This window comes from Microbulbifer mixtoriginis (SeqCode) (assembly GCF_052467705.1).
Genome location: NZ_CP174322.1, coordinates 603,467 through 622,302 on the forward strand (window position 1 = coordinate 603,467; position 18,836 = coordinate 622,302).

Here is an 18,836-nt window from a genome sequence, read left to right on the forward strand (position 1 = left end):
CCAGTAGGATTTTAGAGCCTGATTAGCGGCATATTGGACGTAGTGTGAGAGAAAATCCTTGAGCCGTTCAGCCACATTTGCAGGGCGGGATTCCAATATCCGGAAGTGGTGTACCACAGGCCAGTCTCAATATCGGCGATCAAGCCGATACCGCGCCAGGGGCCAGGAGTTTGTCCAAAAGCTCGGCCATTTCTGTCCTCGGCATCTTTTCCCTGAGACCATTGCACCGTGCCCTGTGCGTCGAAAATAGCCAGCGGTTTTCCCTGTGAGTCAGTGTGATAGTACTCACAGCGGCCGGAGCTCCAGTGGCAGAGTACGGATCCGTTTAAGGGGTGTGTTATCCAATGGCCGATGCCGCGGGATTTACCATCGATCTGGTGTGCTTCAGCCCAGATGCCCAGGCCACTCCAACTGCTGGTGACCCGGCGCTGGCGTGACGATTTCCGATGGGTGCAGGTTTTACTCAGGCGGCGCCCGAACGGGTCATAGCGGAAATGAGTTTTAAAATCGCCGCATTCTGCGGTGCTCATCAGCCCCCAACCGTCGTACTGGTATTGATAATCTCTGCGCCCGGGAATTTGCCGCTCGGCGACCACGTTGCCGCGCTTATCCCTGTCAATTTGTGCCTGGGGAAACCCGGTCTGGCGTATTGGAGTAGTGAGCTGTAGCGGGGGGCACTTATCAAATTGCCAAGCGAGGGCGAGTCCACTTTCCAGGCTAAAAGGGCTTCCAAACCGATGTTTGACTGTACTGCGCACCTCTCCCTGGATATGAATAGTGTTTTGCTCTTTGAACTCACTGCGCAGCACCGGCTCGCCATTGCCATCCACACCGTAAAGCGCACCACAGGGTGTGAGCGTGTAGGCCAAGTCGAGGTTGTCGGAGCTGGCGCTTCTCAACCAGCCGCGTGAATCGTACTGATACCTCAGGCTGAAATCGCGCACGTCACTGCTGTCGTGGTTCTCGGCGATAACCCGGTTGCGTCGGTCGTATTTAAAACGGACAGATGAATGTAAATTGTTAGCTTGAATCAGGCGTTTTTCAGTATCGTAATGGAACTCATTAATTTGGCCATTATTATTGCGTATGCTGGCGAGGGTGCCTCTGTCGTAATAGTGGAAGTACCAACGGCAGTCGTTATCACAGTATTCACTTAGGCTGCCATCAACGCTGTAGTTCCAAGTGAGTTGGCGCTCGTCCGGGGTGCGGTGGCTGATCAGTTGGCCGAGTCCATCATATTGCCAGCAGTAATCTCCGGTGGGGGTTTGCAGTTGGGTCAACTGGCCCTGGGTATTGTGGTGTAAAGCCCATTGATTGCCATCGGCGAAATGTATCTGGCAAATACGGCCGCAGCTATCGTAGTCCCACTGCAAGCTTTGGCTGTTACTGGCATGGATGGCGTGGGGTTGGCCACGCTCGCAGTAATCGATTCCATATTGGTAGCTGCCTATGTGGGACTCGCGTAATTCGCCGGTGGGGCCATAGCGCCACTCACGCCAAGTTTCCCCATTGACGACCAGCGTGGTCATGCGCTGCCAGTGATCGTATTCGAAACCCCACTGCTTTTCCCCTCGGCGCACCGTTTGTAACTGCCCCTGGCCATCCCAGGTAAACTCAATGCAGCCGCCCTCGGGATCTGTAATTTGCGAGAGCAAACCGCGATCGCTATAGAGCAATTTCCACTCTTGCTGTTCCGGGTCGATAATTGCCTGTGGCCGTCCCTTGTCGCTGTAAGAGAACAGCCATGATTGTTGTTCACTTAACTGTACTGCCTGTGGGTAGCCGTCTTCACTGTATAAATAACGCTTGCTGTTGCTCCCTTCGGTGATGCGCCGCAAGCGGCCAAATTCATCGTAGCGGAAGAAGGTACGCTGTCCATCGGCATTAATCTGCTGGCAGAGATTCCCGTAACAGTCGTAGAGCCAGCTTTTTTGCCGCTGCCCTTGACGCTCTTTGGTGAGCTGGCCGAACTGGTTGAAGTGCAGCTGTTGTGGAGTTCGCTCAGTATTTTCTACCTGGCAATTCCCACGGTTGTGTTGCCAGGTTAATAATGTTTCCGATTCCTCTTGTATCAGCCTGTGGCAGTGCCCTTGCAGGTCGTATTCAAATTGACGCTTGCCACTCACACCGCTGTGCGCTTGCACAAGCAATAAATCGTGATAGTGATAGCTCTCCAGATCGTGATTACTGTGGACTTCGGTTAGTAGACCGCCCTGGAATTCATAGCTGCACAGATTGCGCTGATCATCGGGAGCGTGGTTATTCAGCAGTTTGGTAAGGCGCCCGCCGCGGCTTTCGAAGTCGAGTACCCGCCCCCAGGAGCTGACAATTTTTCTGGGTAACCCTTCGCTGTAATCAATGGTTAGGGAATTGCCGAACTGATCTCGAATCTCGGTAAGCGGGAGTGCACTGTTGACTCCATCTGCGCGAAAAATTTTATCGGGCTCATTAAAGGTGGAGAGTCGATAGCTGTGCAGACTCTGCCGGAATAGCAGCAGTCGTTCGAAGCGGTTATAACAGCCGTGCCCAATCGCGGGTAACTGGAACTGAATCTTGCGGCCTTCGGCATTAAACAGTTCTACTTGGTTATCCTGCACCAGTAACTGTTCGCTCAGCGAATGACGCCAGCCAGCTCCAATTCCACTGTCTTCATCGATACTAGAGCGGTAGTATCGTTTCCAAGAAAATGGCAGTGGCCCCGGTATTGTGAGGTCCACACATTCGAAATTCAGTTCGCCGGTTGCAATGATTACCTGTTCGTGTACCCGACGGCACCGGCTAAGAGCGGGGACATGAGTCCCCAGTGGGTTGGTACCGGGAGTATTAATAAATTGAACTGGGCCCTCATTGACTCCGGGTAACAGCTCGACTTCAGGTGCAGCTGAAATTGTATAGGTGTTGACCTCGACAGTAGGTGGTTCTGGCCACAGAGGTCGGTGGTGGCCGTCAGTAATTTGGGCCTCGGGAAGTTCTTCAATAGCCTCCACCCAGCGATAGGCTGCCGCAGGATTTCCCTGGGGGAAGGTGGCTGTGGAGGGGCTTAAGACTTTGAGCAGGTTGGGGACCAGCTGGGTGAGACGTTCCGGTGTCATTCTTCAGCTTCCGGCAAACAGTTTTATCGTTGCGCTTTTCTGATAGTTACATCTGGTGATTTTGGTCTTTGGGTTGCGCTCTGCTCTTGTGCGAGTATCTGCGCTGCGGGTTGGGAGGAGTATTCAAGAATACCCGCACTGATATTGTCGCGCCCTCCCATTCTGTTGGCATCATCAATAAAGCGATAAACACATTCCAGAGCGGGGCGGTGAGTGGCAAGCACTCGCTCAATCGCATGATCGTCCAGATATTCAGTTAAGCCATCGGTGCAGAGTAATAGCAAAGCGTTCTCTGTTAATTTCCAGCTATTAATTTCTGCTTCTACAGAATTGGAAACGCCCAAAGCGCGGGTTATGTGATTTCGCACACTGGATTGCTGTGCCTGCTCCTCGCTTATTTGACCACTGTCTATCATTTCCTGAACAACACTGTGATCGCGTGTAAGGCGCTGTAAGCCGAAGTTATTCCATAGATAAGCGCGAGAATCACCAATATGCGCGACGATCAGAAAATCGTGCCACATAACAGCGACAACAATTGTTGTTCCCATTTTTGCAAAATGCGGGTTGGTATTTTTTGTGTTTAGGAGGGCGTTGTTGGCACTGTTGATAGCGTCGATCAAAGTCGCGCGTAAAATCAATTGTTGTTGCTCGGGTGTGCAGGAGAGAAAGGTATGTTTTAAAAGATCTTCTAAATGGAATTGAACGGTTTCTGCCGCTATTTTGCTAGCTGTGGCACCGCCTGTGTATCCCCCCATACCATCCGCTATCACGATATAGGCGAAAGGTTGGTCGGCGCTGGCATACCAGCGAATACTATCCTCGTTTTCCTCGCGAACTTGACCAATGTCAGTGCGTCCGTTGACCGCCAGACTTATCTGATCCATGTCTGGTGCAACTCCCCTTTATTTAAATAGCAACAAAATGCAGCGTAACATGATTACAACCACTAACCAGAGTTCATGTTAACTTGGCAGTAGACTAAGTTTGAAATTTTTTTCCCTGATTTGCGATAATAAAACCTTTATTCATCACTAGAAAGGCATTGCGCCTTATAAAAAAGGATTTGCTGGCAAAATGCCTCGTTTGCCCAGGCTCAATCTAATAGATATCCCTCAGCATATTGTGCAAGTTGGTCACAATAATTTGCCGTGCTTCTTTGATGAGGAGGATTATCAATATTATTTGATTAGTTTGCGCAATGCTGCTGATCAGTACCATGTGGATGTGCATGCATACGTCCTACTGCCCAATATGATTCAGATTATTGCCACCCCGAGGGTTCCAGATGGCATACCTTCAATGATGCAATCTCTAGGGCGTCGTTACGTACAGTTTGTCAATCACCGTTACAAGCGTTCCGGCACCATTTGGCGAGGGCGTTATAAATCCAGCTTGATTGACTCCGATGCCTACTTGCTGACCTGCTACCGCTATGTGGAACTGCGCCCTCTTTATTTGGGACTTGCTGACTCACTGGGAAATTATCAGTGGTCAAGTTTCAATCATCATGTAAACACTAAGCATGATAATTTGATTAAAGATCATCGTTTATATACCGACTTGGGTGAAAATGCCGGGCAACGTGCACAGGCTTATCGCCAGCTTTTTCGCTATAGCTTTGATAGCCGGCTACTGGATTACATCGCTGAAACCATTAAGTTGGGGCATGTTCTGGGTGGAGATGCTTTTAAAGATAAGATTGAACAAATCGCCAATCAGAGGGTTCGTCCGCTGAAAAGGGGACGACCAAGAAAGTCGAATAAAATCGAAAAACAAGTAGTGGAAACCAAATAGATAAAAACGCATGATGAGTACAAGAGGTTTCGTTGTGCTGCGTATTTTTTTTACCTGTGGATAATTAACTGTGAGCAAAGCCACTATAGCTGCCGGATTTCAAATCCACGGCGATAAAAATAAAAAGGAAGAAACCATGGACCATGGCAGTGATATTCTAAAAGTCGCAATCTTGGGCGATTTTAGTGGTCGCTCCAGCCGTCGTCAGTGCGAGCCTGAGACTATTGCTCAGCGCAGGGTATATGTGCTGAACCGGGATACTTTTGAAGGAGTATTCAGTGATCTTAGGGTGAGCCTGCAGTTGCCGGTGATGGATGAGCCGCTGCAATTACCTTGTTTCGATGATTTACACCCGGATTACCTCTACAGCCGTCTACCGCTTTTCAAACATTTTATAGCGCTCGGTCAACGCCTGCGTGATCCTGGCCAATTCCAGCAAGCCGCAGAGGAGATTCGTCAGTGGAAACCGGAGCTGACTGAAACGGGCCAAGAGGCTGCGGATTATTCATCTGAGCAGTCAATCCTCGATGAGATTCTCGCGGCGGGTCGCGAGCGCCTGGCTAGGGAAAATGGCAGTGCTTTCCAGGTGGATCAACTGATTAGGGACATTGTTGCCCCCTATGTACAAAAAAGCGTGGATCCCATGCAAGGGGAGTATTTAAACGCCTTGGCCGAGGCGACCTCTGACACTATGCGCAAGGTGATGCATCATAGTGATTTCCGCCAGTTGGAGGCGAGCTGGCTCAGTCTGCATTTCTTAATGAGGCGACTAGACGAACACCCAAATTTGCAGCTGCACCTGATTGATGTCAGCAAGGAAGAGCTGCTTGCCGATTTTGCCAGTGCTGAGAGCGATCTGGAAAAGTCTCAGGTTTTTAAATTACTGGTTGAGCGTGAAACAGTCGCCGGTGATCGTCCCTACAACCTCGTGTTGGGTGACTTCTTTATTACGGACGAGGAGAGGGATCTGCATCTGTTGATCGATCTCTCCACTATTGCGGAAGCGGCTGGAAGTACTCTGCTTCTCGGAGGGGACACCAAACTGGCCGGCTGTCCCAGCTTGGCAGGATCAGTTGATCCAGATGATTGGTATTATCCCTTGAGTGAGCGCTTTGCCGAAAGCTGGCAGGCGGTACGGGATTACTCCGCCAGTGAGTATGTTGCACTGGCCTCCCCACGCTTTATGTTACGGCTGCCATTTGGCCGTGAGACCTCCACCACTGAGCATTTTGATTTTGAAGAACTAACCCCCGATCAGGGCCATCAATACTACCAGTGGGGTAATAGTGCCTATCTGCTCGCCTTGGCTATCTGCCAGGGTTTTTCCACAACCGGCAGATTCCAGGCTCCCACCTCTGCAACCTATGAAAGCCTGCCTTTGCATCTGCGTAAACTGCCCCAGGGACAGTGGATCACCCCCTGTGCTGAAGCGTTGCTTACCGATCGTGCAGCAGCAGAGTTTAGTCAGGCGGGGCTGAGTACTATGCGCTCGGTACAGGGCCGCGATCAGATTGTCCTCCCCAGTTTAAGATCTCTCGCCGGTGGAGAATTAAAAGGGCCCTGGAGTTAAAAAGTATTTCCCGGTCACGGCATTCTCTGTAGGCCGGGTTTGAATTTCTTGTGTGGAAGGCCATTGTGCCCGAATCATTTTCGCTCTCCTTGGTAGTTTGTGTCCCAGCGGATGAGCGAAGTACAACAACTGTGTGAGTCAGGAAGACATGGATCTAATTCTCTCAGTATTGGCCGACCCCGCAGGGGCCAATATGCTCAAGCACACCAAGCTGTTCACTAAAGATGGGGGTAGTCTGGGGCGCTCTGCTGATAATTACTGGGTGCTACCCGATCCCGAACGTGTTGTCTCATCTCAGCACGCGCAAATTTCTTTCAGTGATGGGCAATTTTTCCTGACAGATACCAGCACTAACGGTACCTATCATAACGATGGCGATAACCCGCTGGGTAAAGGCAATAAACTCCCTCTGAGCGAGGGGGATATCATCAATGTGGGTGAATATCGCCTCAAGGTGACGTTGCGACAGCCTCAGGCCGAAAGTGACCTGCCAAAGGGATTGGGCAGTGCCGATTTTCTCGATACTTCCGATCGCACCACCTTCAATGCCAGTGCTATGGCCAAGATGCAGAGCCAAGCGGAGGCAAAGCAGCTGGATAACTGGTTGGAACCCGGTGGCAGCAACGATATTTCCCAGTCTGGCGAATGGGGTTACGTCCCACAGAGTAGTCAGAGTGCTCCCGCGCAGGATGATTTACTGGCTGCAGATCCGGGTCCACTGGACCCTATGTCGGCTTTTGAGCAGCCACAGTCTTTCGGATCGTCAGATGTGCAGGGACTCGGTTCATTTGGTAGCGAACCCCAAGGGCAGGCGGCGCCAGGGCAATGGTCCGATGATGAGTGGTGGAAAGATGGCAGTGCCCAGGACCATGTGCCGGCAGATCAACACTCTATGCAAATTGCTCCACAAACTCCGGCCCAATCATTTGAGGCTCCTCCCTCCACACAGCCTCAAGCACCTCAGCCGCAATCTTTCCAGGCGCCAGCTCCGCAACCCCAGGTAGCTCCTCAGCCTCCGCTTGCGCCCCCATCACAGCCAGTTGCCCAACAGCAGCCCCAGTTCGCCCCAGCGCCAGTGTCACCACCTCCGGTACAAATGCAGCCACAAGCCCCGCAGGCTCCACAGGATAATCCTTTTGCGGATTCTTTTGCGGCAATACAGGGACAACAGGTAGCGGGCGCACCGGGCTTTGATACTGCACAGGCGCCTCCTGCAAGCCCTATGGGTTTTGCCTCTCAGGGGCAGAGCTTTTCCCAATTGCAACAACCGGCTCCTGTTCAGCAGAGCCCGGCGCCTGAAGTACCGGTAGCACCGGTGCAGCCGGCCCCGGTTCCTCCGGTATCCAGTGTGCTGGCGGCAACGCTGGGCCTGAATATGAATCCTGGGCAACAACAAATAGCCGATCAACAGGCCGCGGAGATCGTCCGCGAAACGGTTTCCCGCCTGATCGACCTCCTACGTGCGCGCAGCAGTATCAAGAATGAGCTGCGTGTACAGCGCACTATGATCCAGACAGAGGCGAATAACCCACTGAAATTCAGTGCCACGGAGAGAGATGCGCTGGAGGCGATGTTCGCCGGTAATGGTGCTTTTTTACAGCCGAAGGAGGCGGTGCAGGATAGTTTCGATGATCTCTCCGATCACCAGGTCGCGGTGCTGGCGGGGATGCGCGCTGGTTACAGTGCGATGTTGCAGTATTTCAGCCCGGACAATATTGAACGTCGCCTGGGGAATACCTCTGGTGTATTCGGCAATAAGAATGCAAAGAAATGGGAGGGCTTCAGCGCGATGTATCGGGAATTAGTGGGCGATCCGGATGCTTGTTACCGCAAGCTTTTCGGTGATGAGTTTGCTGTGACTTATGAAAACCAGTTGTCTGAGCTGAAGAATGCCAGACAGCTGAAAAATTAATAGATCGGAAGAGGGAATTGGTCGTGTCCATAACAAAGTTACTGAAATTCACCCTACTCGGAATACTGGTAGTCAGTCTGGCAGCGTGCCAAACAACTAGGCGCACCCTGAATCTGGATACCAGTGTCGAGCTCTCGGTCAACATCCGCAATGACGTCAATCCGGATGATGATGGTCGTGCATCGCCGGTGGTAGTGCGCGTGTTTATGCTGGCAGACGACCGCCAGTTTGCCCGAGAGGATTTCCTTAATCTTTATGAAAATGCGGAATCCCGTCTCGGCAAGGATCTCCTTGATACCGTTATCCTGAAGGAGTTCGCACCTGGTGAGCAGCGTGTGGAAGAGCTGCCTTTGACTCCAGAAGTGAAGTACATCGGTTTATTGGCAGAATTTGTGCAGTATCAAAAAGCCGATGCACTCATGGTGCTGCCGATAACCGACCACAAAAAGAATAGTTATCAGATTGCCTTGGCCGACACGCGTATCGGCACACCCGATAATATCGCCAAGCGACGCCGAGGCATTGTTTCACCGCTATCTCGCAACGATACCAGTGGGAAGAAGGGCGACACGGTGACAATCTCCAGTGAAGACTATGACTTGATGAAGAAGCGTCTTCAGGAAGCGGAAAAATCTAAATAGAGCGTCGCTCAGCACAGGTTTAATTAAGCCCACTTCAAGTGGAATTGGGTTTTACAAGGAAGACATATGTCGGTTAACAACAAGGTGATCTGGAGTGAGGGCATGTTTTTACGCCCTCAACATTTCCAGCAGCAGGACCGCTATCTCGAACAGTTAGTTGAGGCTCGCACAGCTTCGCTGGGGCCCTATACCTGGGGTGTGCTGGAGCTGGCGATCGATAGTGAACCGCTCTCTATGGGGAAGATATCGCTATCCCGTGTACGTGCGATATTTCCCGATGGTACGCCAATTCTTGCACCGGAAAATGAAATCCTACCGGATGTCCTGGATGTGCCGGTTAACACCCGCGATGAGATCGTCTATCTGTGTGTACCGATGAAGCGTCCCGGCAGTCAGGAATCCATCCGAGACCAGGAAGATTTTCCCCAGGCGCGCTACCAGACCGCAAACTTCGATGCGCGCAATAGTGCCGCAGCCTCCGGGGAGTCTGCCCGTATCCAGGTGGGCAAACTGCGAGTGTGTCTCAAGCTTGAGAGCGATGATCTCAGCGGATACGCGTCTATTGGTATCGCCAGAATACGTGAGCGCCAGCCGGAGAAACCGGTCGAGTTGGATTCTGACTATATTCCACCGCTATTGAATGCAGAGACTTCAGCGGTAATCAAAGCCTATATCGAAGAGGTTAAAGGCCTGTTGGATCACCGCGGCTCCGCGCTGGGACACCGCCTGAGTGATAGTGGCCGCAGCGGCTCAGCAGAGATTGCCGATTACCTGTTGCTGCAGGTTATTAATCGTTTTGAACCCCTGCTAAAACAAATTACTGCTCAGCCACGCCTGCACCCGCACAGTTTGTTTGTGGAGTTGCTGCAATTGGCTGGTGAGCTGTCGACATTTACTTCATCGACCAAGCGCCCACCGGAAATCCCCAGTTACTCGCACGAAAACCTACAACTCAGCTTTGCTGGGTTGTTTTCAGCCCTGCGCCAGTCGCTCTCTACAGTTCTGGAGCAGACAGCTATTGCCATGGAGTTGGTGCAGAGAAAGTTTGGTATTTATGTGGCCCCGGTTTCCGATCCCTCGCTACTGAAAACGGCCAGCTTCGTGATGGCTGCTAAAGCCGATATGCCCGGCGACCTGTTGCGCAGTCGTTTCCCCACACAGGCCAAAGTGGCGCCAGTGGAAGCTATCCGTGAGTTGATTTCCGCCCAGCTGCCGGGATTGTCATTGCGCCCCTTGCCTGTGGCGCCGAGACAAATTCCCTATCACGCGGGTTTTACCTATTTCGAAATGGAGCGCAGCGGTGAGCTTTGGCAGGCCATGCAGAGATCTGGAGGCTTTGCGGTGCATCTCGGCGCGGAATTTCCGGGGCTGACCATGGAGCTCTGGGCCATAAGGAATAATTGATATGAGCAACGACAGCTTCAGCACTCCACCGTCGCCCAATGCAGGTGACAGGACCGTAATGATTCCCACTCCAGGTGCCGCAGCTCCGGTGCAGCCCGGTTCATCTGCACAGCCGCAGTTCTTTGCCAATCCCGGCAGTTCAGCGGATATGCAGATTCGCAATAGTTTGAATCCCCTGGTCTCCGCAGCCTCCAAGCTGCTGGGGGTGATTATCAAGCTGCGCACTACCATGAATCACTCCAATGTGCCGGATCTGCACAAGCGGCTGACCAAGGAAATTCAGGCATTTGAGCGGGAATCCAAACAGCTGGGCCTGGCCCCTGAGGCAGTGCTTACCGCGCGCTATCTGCTGTGTACCGTTGTGGATGAAGTGGTGCTGACTACGCCCTGGGGTACGGCGAGTGGTTGGAGTCAGCACTCGTTGCTCAGCCTGTTCCACAAGGAGACGTTTGGTGGTGAGAAATGTTTTTCCATTCTGCAGCGTATGCTGGAAACCCCTGCGTCTCACCTGGAGTTGTTAGAGCTCTTTTATCTTTGCCTCAGTCTCGGTTTTCAAGGCAAGTATCGCTTGGTGCAGCGGGGCCACGAGCAGATTGAGCAGATTCGCGATGAGCTTTATCGGACCATAGAGCAGCACAAATCGGCAATGGACCGCGATCTCTCTCCCCACTGGCAGGGCTGTGTCGAGCGCAAGTCAGGCCTGATTCACTACATGCCTTTGTGGGTGATTATGAGCGTCGCACTGGGGTTGTTGGTTGCCACCTACAGCGGCTATCGCTGGTGGCTTTACGAAACGACTACCCCTGTGGCTGACCGAGTAGTGGAATTAACAGGCAGTGACAGTGAGCCCCCGCAAGGGGAAGGGTGACACTCGGACCGAATTGATCCGGTGCCGATTGAGCCCGGGAGATGGAGCTATTCATGAAACGCTTGCGCGACTTTTTTACCAATAAATGGGTGCTTGGCATTATCGGCCTCGCAGCCCTGTCTGTTCTGATTTGGTTTGGGGCGGACTACATCAAGTTTGGCAGTGATAACGCCACACTGTCCCATACAGTTCGCATTACCATCATTGTTTTTATTTTCGCAATTTGGTTGGTGTGGAACCTGAGCCAGTGGCTGGTTGAACGGCGCCAAAACCAGGCTCTGATTAAGGGCATTGAAGAGTCTCAGGAAGATACCCAGGATCCGGATGAAGAGCATTCCCTCGAGGAGCTTGAGGCTCTATCGGGGCGCTTCCGCGAGGCCATGGATGTATTGCGCAACGCCCGCTTTAAGTCAGAGAAGGGCAAGGTGTCCCTGTACCAGTTGCCCTGGTACGTCATTATTGGTCCACCCGGCTGCGGCAAAACTACTGCGCTGGTAAATTCAGGATTGGAGTTTCCCCTGGCGCAAAGCCACGGTAAAGAAGCCCTGGGGGGAGTTGGTGGCACGAGAAATTGCGATTGGTGGTTTACCAACGATGCAGTTTTGATCGATACCGCCGGCCGTTATACCACTCAGGACAGCCACCGGGTTTACGACAACAGTGCCTGGCGAGCATTCCTCGGGCTATTGAAACGCTATCGTCGTCGCAGGCCGATTAATGGTGCCCTGGTTGCCATCAGTTTGCAGGACCTGATGGTACAGACCGATGAACAGCGCCAACATCAGGCCAAGACGATTCGTTCGCGAGTGAATGAACTCCAGCAGGAGCTGGGTATACGTTTCCCTATTTACCTCACCTTTACCAAGTGTGATTTGGTAGCGGGCTTTAGTGAATTTTTTGACAACCTTTCACAGGCGGAGCGCGAGCAGGTCTGGGGTATGAGTTTTCCCCGTGAAGCCAATGCCGCTGTCGGCGCGCCGTTGGATAACTTCAGGGCCGAGTTTAACCAGCTGATTGAGCGCTTAAATCAGAGGGTATTGTGGCGTGTGCACCAGGAGCGCAATGTTGAGAAGCGCGCGCTGCTGCAGGGATTTCCCGCCCGCATGGAGAGTTTGTCAGATATTTTAGCGGACTTTATCAAGCAGACCTTCGAGCCAAACCGCTATGAAACTGTGCCTATGGTTCGCGGTATATATTTTACCAGTGGTACCCAGGAGGGCAGCCCGGTAGACCGTATGATGGCTTCGGTAACAGCGGATTTCGGCCTGGAGCGCAGTGTTGGGCCCAAATTCCAGGGGGTTGGAAAAAGTTTCTTCCTGAATCGCCTGCTCAAGGATGTGGTATTCCCCGAAGCTGAATTGGTGGGGGTCAATCGCAAGGTAGAGAGCGCTAACCTGTGGTTGCGCAGAGGGGTATATGTCACTTTAGCTGCGGCATTTGTGGGTTCGATCTTTCTCTGGAGTGGCAGTCTCGCATCCAACAAATTGTCCATGGGTGAAGTCAATGACCACCTGGCGGCCTATGAGCAAGCCGAGGAAAAGCTTAAGGGCAAGAGGCCTACACCGGCGAATGTTTTGCAGATGCTCGAACCCTTGCGGCAGGCGACTTCGGTGTATGACCGCGAGGAGCACCCCTGGATCTCCAATCTGGGCTTGTATGACACCCGTATAGACCAGACGCTGGATAACCTCTACCGGCAAAAGCTTGAAGAGATCTTTTTACCGGCGCTATTGCGAGATATTGAAAGTAACCTCAGCCGCTTGGGGAGTGATGACCCTGCACTGGTCAGTACCCTCAAAACCTATCTGATGTTCTTCAACCCGGACAAATTGGACATCACGACCGTTGAGGGCTACTACAGTGCCCGCTGGGAACGCCAATTACCCGGCGAAGCTCAGGAGCAAGATAATTTACGCTACCACCTCGATCAATTGTTGGCGCGTCCAATACCTGAAAGTGTTCAACAAAATGAGCGTGTAGTGGCTCGAGCCCGCCAACAGCTGCGACGTATCCCTGTGCCGCAAAGGCTGTTTGCGCAATTGCAAAATAGCGATCTTGGGCAGACCTCTGTCGACTTGTATCAGGAAATCGGCGGTGATACCCAACAGGTGTTTGGTGTGAGAGCTGGCGATTCACGCTTTAGCATCCCCTTCCTATATACCAAGGCGGGTTATAAGGACGTGGACTTTGGTGCAGATTCCCAGTTGATGACCACTATGGCGGATGAGCGCTGGATCTACGGTGGGGAACTCAGTGGTGAGGACTTTACCGAAGCCGACCGGACGAAACTTGGCGAGGATGTAAAGCGTATTTATCTGGGGGAGTATCTTCAGCACTGGCAATCCTTCCTTGGCGGTTTCAGCATTCGCAGATTCAACAGCACTTCCCAGGCGCTTGAGGTTCTCTCAACCCTGTCAGACCCCATTTATTCCCCATTACTGGCAATCACGGAAATTACTTCGGATAACACACGCCTGACATTGCGACCGGAGCTGTCGGTGGATGCCAAGGGGGTGCCATTACCGGTATCCAGTACAACTCGCCGACTCGGTGGTGCGGCACTGGATAGCGCGGCAGGGGCGTTGAAGGACCGTTACAAGCCTAATATTGTCGATGTGCGCTTTGAGGAAATACAGCGCATTACACAAAGCGAGAAAGGCAGACCCGCACGGGTTCAGGAGTATCTCCAGACGATCAATAAGATTCAGGAATATCTAACTGAAATTGACAGTGCTCCAGACTCCAATGAAGCGGCGTTCGCTAGTGCCAAAGCCCGTTTTGCTGGGGGCGGCGATGCGATTAAGCAGCTAAGAGTCAAAGCGGCCAATGCGCCGGCGCCTTTTGATAAATGGCTGACCGAAATTGCTGACAGCACTTGGGCTCTGGTTATGTCGAAAGCCAAGGGGCATCTAAACCGGGTATGGCGTGAGCAAGTTTATCAAAGCTACGCCAGCAGCCTGGCAAATCGCTATCCGCTGCGCAGTGACCGGGACCAGGAAGTACCAGTTATTGAATTTAATCAATACTTCAAGCCTGGGGGGATTGAGCAAAAGTTTGTTACTGAATACTTAAAGCCTTTCGTCGATACAAGAAATTGGAAAGTGAAGTATGTGGAAGGGCAGGGTATGAGCCTTTCAACTGAAACGCTGTCCCAGCTGCGTAGAGCGGAGAAGATTCGTAAGACCTTCTTTAAATCGGGAGAAAGCGCAGCTTATTCTTTCCGTATAGAGCCAACCAAGCTGGATTCCAGTGTGCGCCTGTTTGAACTTGAGCTGGGAGATCAGCGTGTTCCCTATTCGCATGGCCCCAAAACCAGTAAAAAACTTACATGGCGCGGTGGTGAGAGTAATCGGGTGCGGATTATCTTTGAAGATCTCAATGAAACCGTACACCGTAAACATTTCGAAGGAGATTGGGCTTGGTATCGACTTCTTGCAAGCTCAGATCTTGAGACAGGGCGAAGCAATGCGGAGCGTTTGGTGACCTTCTCTGAAGAAGGGCGGAAAGCACAATTCAAACTAGTGGCTTCGAATGTAAATAATCCTTTCGATCGCAGTTTACTGCGTGGTTATCGGTGCCCGGAGACTCTGTAGTAGGGAGTGAGTGACTTGCAAAGCAGCATAGGTATTTTTGGCAAGCTTCCTGGGCATGGGGATTTTATCCAGCGTCAGCTTCCAGCGAGTTTCGTCAGGGTGTGGGATGAATGGCTGCAGCGTGCAGTGCATGGTTCCCGAGAAATAATGGGTGAAAACTGGCTGGACTACTATTTGACCAGTCCGGTCTGGCGCTTTGCCCACAGTAAAGGAATCATTGATGAGACCCCCTGGGTAGGGGTTCTAGTGCCTAGTGTGGATAGTGTGGGGCGTTATTTTCCTTTGACTATCGCCGCACCGTTACCCTCTTCTATGGACATAATTAACTTTATGTCAGATGCAGGTAGGTGGTATCGGGAACTTACAGAATTGGCTGTCAGCGCACTGCAAAATATGCTCCATGCAGATCAGTTGTTCGAGGCCTTTAGTGAGGTGCCGGTAGAACTGGGGCAGCTTGCTACAGCTGCAGCACAGAGTGAGTTCTTTGTCGCGAGTAATGATGCCTCGGGTAACGAAAAGCGCTACGCGGGGTTACTCGGACAGGTATGTCGTAAGCAGTTCGCCAGTTACAGTCTGTGGTCTTGCGAAGGATCACAGCATCTAGCCCCAACCAGCGTGCTTTGCCCCTCTTTACCCAGCCCTGAATTTTACTGCTCTATGTTGGGTGCCAGTCAGCAAAGACAGTGAATAAATAGGTAAAGGATATCTAGTGTGAAGCAAATAATAGTGGCTTTAAATAGTAATAAGCATCGGCGGCATAGTGTGTTAACCGGTGATATTTCACACAGTGAAACTCGACATATCTGTCAAGTGTACCTACCCGAGTTCATGGCCCTGGCTGGAGAATGTCCGATCATATTTTTAAAGTCTAAAGAAGAGAATGCCCTGGAAAGTTGTGCTTTATTAGGAATAAAACCGGGGCAGAATCTTTTTATTCAGCAGGATAAATGGTTGGGTGGTTATATCCCGGCAACATTGAGAGCTTATCCATTTTACTTGCATTACAAAGATCAACTGGAAACAAATCCAATAATTTGTGTGGATTCATCCTCTCTCTCACTTGGTAGCTTAGATGGAAATAGAAGTAGGCTATTCGATGATGAGGGGCAAGCGACAAATGCATTATTGCAGGCCAGAAACTTACTGAGTGGAATTCATCAGCAGAAATCAAATAATAAAGAGTTTATTCGTTGCCTCACTGAGATGGAACTCTTTCAGGAGCAGGTAGTGGTAGTCGATTTACCTGGTAATACCAAACATCGATTAACCGGTGTATTTTGTGTTACTTCAGAGCGTATGAATGCATTGGATGATAATGACTTCTTACGCTTAAAAGAGCGTGGCTATTTAGCTCCAATATACGCTCATATGCTGTCTTTACATCAGTCAACAAATTTAAGCCGGCTATTCAAAAAGTATCAAGCGAGGCTACTTCACTAGAGGGTTAAGGCTAAACAATAAAAACCCTATTGTTTTTAAACCATTTGAGCTTGGTGAAGCAATGGCAACTTACTCCAGGTGCATTAAAGCTCATGGCATAAGTGAAATTAATTGAGTAGCCCATTTAGGAAAAAGCTACCAGTGTACAGGGCTCTTTGGTTGTCCAAATATCCGCCAACCTATCTATAACTGCAGGAAGCAAGGGTTAAGGTATGTCATATATCGTGGTATTTACTGGGGAGATTAGAGCACTTTTTGAGCGGCGAAAGGCAATATCAGCCCTGGGTAGCGAGTTTGGATTTAGTTTTACACAAATTAAAGCGCTTATGGCTAGCAGCCGCTCACAGCTTAGAAAAACTGCAGATCGTGCAGAAGCCTGTCGTTTTGTTCAGAAATTATGGGTGGCCGGTTGGCACTCCAAATTATTTTTGGACTCTGACTTGTTGCACTCTACTAAAGAATCCGTTGAGCGTGGTGCTTCTCATTTACCTGTGGTTATGGGAAAACTCCACTGTGAAGGCTCGCAGCTGCAACTGTGCGCACCGCGTAATTGGGTAGTTTGTAATAATTTGAATCCAAACGCTGAAATTCAGGCTGGTGATACCGAATTAAACCGGTACCTGATTGTATTGGAGCAAAAGCGAACTGAACTTCCCGAAGAGCTAAGCCTCACGGACTATGCCGAGGCTCAGATGCAGCAGTGTTTGAGCAAAGTATCTAATGGCAACCTTCTAAGTGGCCCACAAGTGCTAGAGCGCGATTGGCAAATGGGTTTGTTGTACGAGATGAGTGCTAATGTCGGCAAAGATTCGGTTCAATATATGGTTGTTTTTTTTCGCGGCAAAGAGAGTTTCTATACCATTTTTCTATGGACCTCTTTGCAAAGCTTTGCACAAGCAAAAACAGAATTTATTCAGATAGTGGCAAGTTTTCAATGCTCTCCGGAAAGTGAGACTACCGCAGAAAGTAAGGCCTCAGCTGTAATTGCTGTGTAATCGGCTTGTCAGCGGCTGTAAAATCTAAAAAAATAACAAAAATTATTTGTTTAATATTGTGCGCTGTGCACTTTTTTTAAGGTATTGCGATTACATTGTGTCATTTGCCTTGATTAGATCTTTACAACGTGTACTCTTCTCGGAAATCTTCTTGAAGGAATTGATTGGGTAGAAGGGACTTTTTTCATGGCATTCCCAAATACAATAAATATCGAAGAACTCACGGCTCCTATTTCTTCAGAGAGCCCTGTCGGTGAGGATATTCGGGAGGATCGATCACCGACCTCTGATTACTACTCCATCAAAGATGCGCGAAATAGTGCTAGGGCCGCAGAGCGCTCGGCCATGTTTGATGACACAGATTCTGATCTGCTGGCCCCTTGGCGTGATGTGGCAAAGGCCGCAGAAAAGATTCTGACAAAGAAAAGTAAAGATCTGGAAGTGGCCAGCTGGTATACAGAGGCCCTAATTCGTCTCCATGGCTTTAGTGGCCTCAGAGATGGCTTTCTATTAATTGAGCAGCTGGTTACCAATTTTTGGGATGGCCTATACCCAGTTCCTGATGAGGATGGTATTGAAACTACGGTTGCACCACTGACGGGCCTTAATGGTGATGGCGGTGACGGTACGCTAATGATGCCGATCCGTAGTGCACCAGTAACCCCGGAGGGGGATTACGGAGATTTCTCTTTTTTCCAGCATCAGCAAGCCCGGGATGCAGATCGTATCGCAGATGAAGATGCTAAAGCGGCCCGCATTGAGACTCTGGGATATAGCCTGGAAGATGTAGATCAATGTGTGAACAGCGCGACTAATGAATGGGCTAAGAATCTGATAGAAACTATAGAAGCTACTATTAGCAGCTATAAAAATATCAATGATGCTTTGCGCTCTAGTTGCGGTCACGATGCACCGCCATCAACTAATATTTCCTCTCTACTGGATGAAGTATTGCGTACAGCGAGATTCATTTATAAGAGTCAGCTTGATGCGCTAGCACAGAATGAGGCACCGGAAGTAACTGAAGACACACAGAGTAACTCCCCCATTGAGGAAGCTGTTCCCAATGTGGCATCAACAATAGTTGCGAATGCTATTGCAGCACCCACCGGACCGGTTAGCTCCCGAGAGGATGCTCTTAAATTACTAGAACAGGCCGCGAAATATTTCCGTACCTACGAGCCACATACTCCTTTGGCTCCAGGGTTGGAGCGATTAATAGGCTGGGGTCGTATGACAGTCTCTGAATTGATGACTGAGTTACTACCAGATGAGCAGTCCCGAGCCCTATATTCCCAGTTGACAGGTGTTCGTCTCGATGGAACGGATACCCAACGTTATGTAGCTCCGCCGGTAACGAGTAATACCCCATCACCAATTCCAGCTGCATCTGAGCCAGCATCAACAGCCACTGAAGCTGCATCTGCAGCTGAGGATAGCTGGGGTGGGCAAGCACAAGAAGAAGCCAGCTCGGGTTGGTAATTAATTAAGAACAGCAGTCCCTAAATCTAGGAAGGAGACCTG

General features: G+C 50.7%; 13 protein-coding genes. 11 read left to right on the forward strand and 2 right to left on the reverse strand.

Annotated elements, in window-relative coordinates; genetic code table 11:
* Nucleotides 1–11: 11 nt before the first annotated feature.
* Together ACJJIB_RS02815 and ACJJIB_RS02820 are read right to left on the reverse strand one after the other, a co-directional pair.
* Complete coding sequence (locus ACJJIB_RS02815; protein WP_444887804.1) at nucleotides 12–3,092, reverse strand: DUF6531 domain-containing protein; 3,081 nt, start codon at nucleotides 3,090–3,092, stop codon at nucleotides 12–14.
* A 23-nt stretch (nucleotides 3,093–3,115) separates the two neighbouring features.
* A complete protein-coding gene (locus ACJJIB_RS02820; RefSeq protein ID WP_252084215.1) occupies nucleotides 3,116–3,979 on the reverse strand; it encodes a Stp1/IreP family PP2C-type Ser/Thr phosphatase in 864 nt (287 codons plus the stop codon).
* Between the two features lie 190 nt (nucleotides 3,980–4,169).
* Here ACJJIB_RS02820 and ACJJIB_RS02825 point away from each other — a divergent pair, with 190 nt between their 5' ends.
* From ACJJIB_RS02825 to tssA, 11 genes are all read left to right on the forward strand, one after another.
* On the forward strand, nucleotides 4,170–4,889 hold the full coding sequence (locus tag ACJJIB_RS02825; protein WP_252084216.1) for a transposase: 720 nt from the start codon (nucleotides 4,170–4,172) through the stop codon (nucleotides 4,887–4,889).
* A 70-nt stretch (nucleotides 4,890–4,959) separates the two neighbouring features.
* Nucleotides 4,960–6,459 carry a type VI secretion system contractile sheath domain-containing protein gene (locus tag ACJJIB_RS02830; protein ID WP_444883470.1) on the forward strand — a complete coding sequence of 500 codons (1,500 nt, stop codon included), beginning with the start codon at nucleotides 4,960–4,962 and terminating at the stop codon, nucleotides 6,457–6,459.
* Between the two features lie 133 nt (nucleotides 6,460–6,592).
* Complete coding sequence (gene tagH, locus ACJJIB_RS02835; protein ID WP_444887805.1) at nucleotides 6,593–8,371, forward strand: type VI secretion system-associated FHA domain protein TagH; 1,779 nt, start codon at nucleotides 6,593–6,595, stop codon at nucleotides 8,369–8,371.
* A gap of 23 nt (nucleotides 8,372–8,394) precedes the next feature.
* Nucleotides 8,395–9,012 (forward strand): type VI secretion system lipoprotein TssJ, encoded by a 618-nt coding sequence (gene tssJ / locus ACJJIB_RS02840; protein ID WP_444887806.1) that lies wholly within the window; start codon nucleotides 8,395–8,397, stop codon nucleotides 9,010–9,012.
* A 66-nt stretch (nucleotides 9,013–9,078) separates the two neighbouring features.
* Entirely contained in the window at nucleotides 9,079–10,416 is a 1,338-nt protein-coding gene (gene tssK, locus ACJJIB_RS02845) for a type VI secretion system baseplate subunit TssK (protein ID WP_444883473.1), read from the forward strand.
* 1 nt (nucleotide 10,417) lies between these two features.
* Entirely contained in the window at nucleotides 10,418–11,284 is an 867-nt protein-coding gene (gene icmH, locus ACJJIB_RS02850) for a type IVB secretion system protein IcmH/DotU (RefSeq protein ID WP_252084221.1), read from the forward strand.
* Nucleotides 11,285–11,337: 53 nt separating this feature from the next.
* Complete coding sequence (gene tssM / locus ACJJIB_RS02855) at nucleotides 11,338–14,877, forward strand: type VI secretion system membrane subunit TssM (protein ID WP_444887807.1); 3,540 nt, start codon at nucleotides 11,338–11,340, stop codon at nucleotides 14,875–14,877.
* A 15-nt stretch (nucleotides 14,878–14,892) separates the two neighbouring features.
* Nucleotides 14,893–15,564: a type VI secretion system-associated protein TagF gene (gene tagF / locus ACJJIB_RS02860; RefSeq protein ID WP_444887808.1), complete on the forward strand. Its 672-nt coding sequence runs from the start codon at nucleotides 14,893–14,895 to the stop codon at nucleotides 15,562–15,564.
* Nucleotides 15,565–15,588: 24 nt separating this feature from the next.
* Nucleotides 15,589–16,317 (forward strand): SapC family protein, encoded by a 729-nt coding sequence (locus ACJJIB_RS02865; protein WP_444887809.1) that lies wholly within the window; start codon nucleotides 15,589–15,591, stop codon nucleotides 16,315–16,317.
* 212 nt (nucleotides 16,318–16,529) lie between these two features.
* The gene (locus ACJJIB_RS02870) at nucleotides 16,530–17,312 is read left to right on the forward strand and encodes a hypothetical protein (protein WP_444887810.1); all 783 of its coding nucleotides are present in this window, start codon (nucleotides 16,530–16,532) and stop codon (nucleotides 17,310–17,312) included.
* A gap of 186 nt (nucleotides 17,313–17,498) precedes the next feature.
* Nucleotides 17,499–18,794, forward strand: coding sequence for a type VI secretion system protein TssA (gene tssA / locus ACJJIB_RS02875; RefSeq protein WP_444883478.1), 1,296 nt, complete (start codon nucleotides 17,499–17,501; stop codon nucleotides 18,792–18,794).
* Nucleotides 18,795–18,836 lie beyond the last annotated feature (42 nt).

Excerpts from the sequence above, each read along its gene's own strand:
- ACJJIB_RS02815 (WP_444887804.1), bottom strand. The coding sequence starts at position 3,092 with ATGACACCGGAACGTCTCACCCAGCTGGTCCCCAACCTGCTCAAAGTC.
- ACJJIB_RS02820 (WP_252084215.1), bottom strand. The coding sequence starts at position 3,979 with ATGGATCAGATAAGTCTGGCGGTCAACGGACGCACTGACATTGGTCAA.
- ACJJIB_RS02825 (WP_252084216.1), top strand. The coding sequence starts at position 4,170 with ATGCCTCGTTTGCCCAGGCTCAATCTAATAGATATCCCTCAGCATATT.
- tssK (WP_444883473.1), top strand. The coding sequence starts at position 9,079 with ATGTCGGTTAACAACAAGGTGATCTGGAGTGAGGGCATGTTTTTACGC.
- icmH (WP_252084221.1), top strand. The coding sequence starts at position 10,418 with ATGAGCAACGACAGCTTCAGCACTCCACCGTCGCCCAATGCAGGTGAC.
- tssM (WP_444887807.1), top strand. The coding sequence starts at position 11,338 with ATGAAACGCTTGCGCGACTTTTTTACCAATAAATGGGTGCTTGGCATT.
- ACJJIB_RS02870 (WP_444887810.1), top strand. The coding sequence starts at position 16,530 with ATGTCATATATCGTGGTATTTACTGGGGAGATTAGAGCACTTTTTGAG.
- tssA (WP_444883478.1), top strand. The coding sequence starts at position 17,499 with ATGGCATTCCCAAATACAATAAATATCGAAGAACTCACGGCTCCTATT.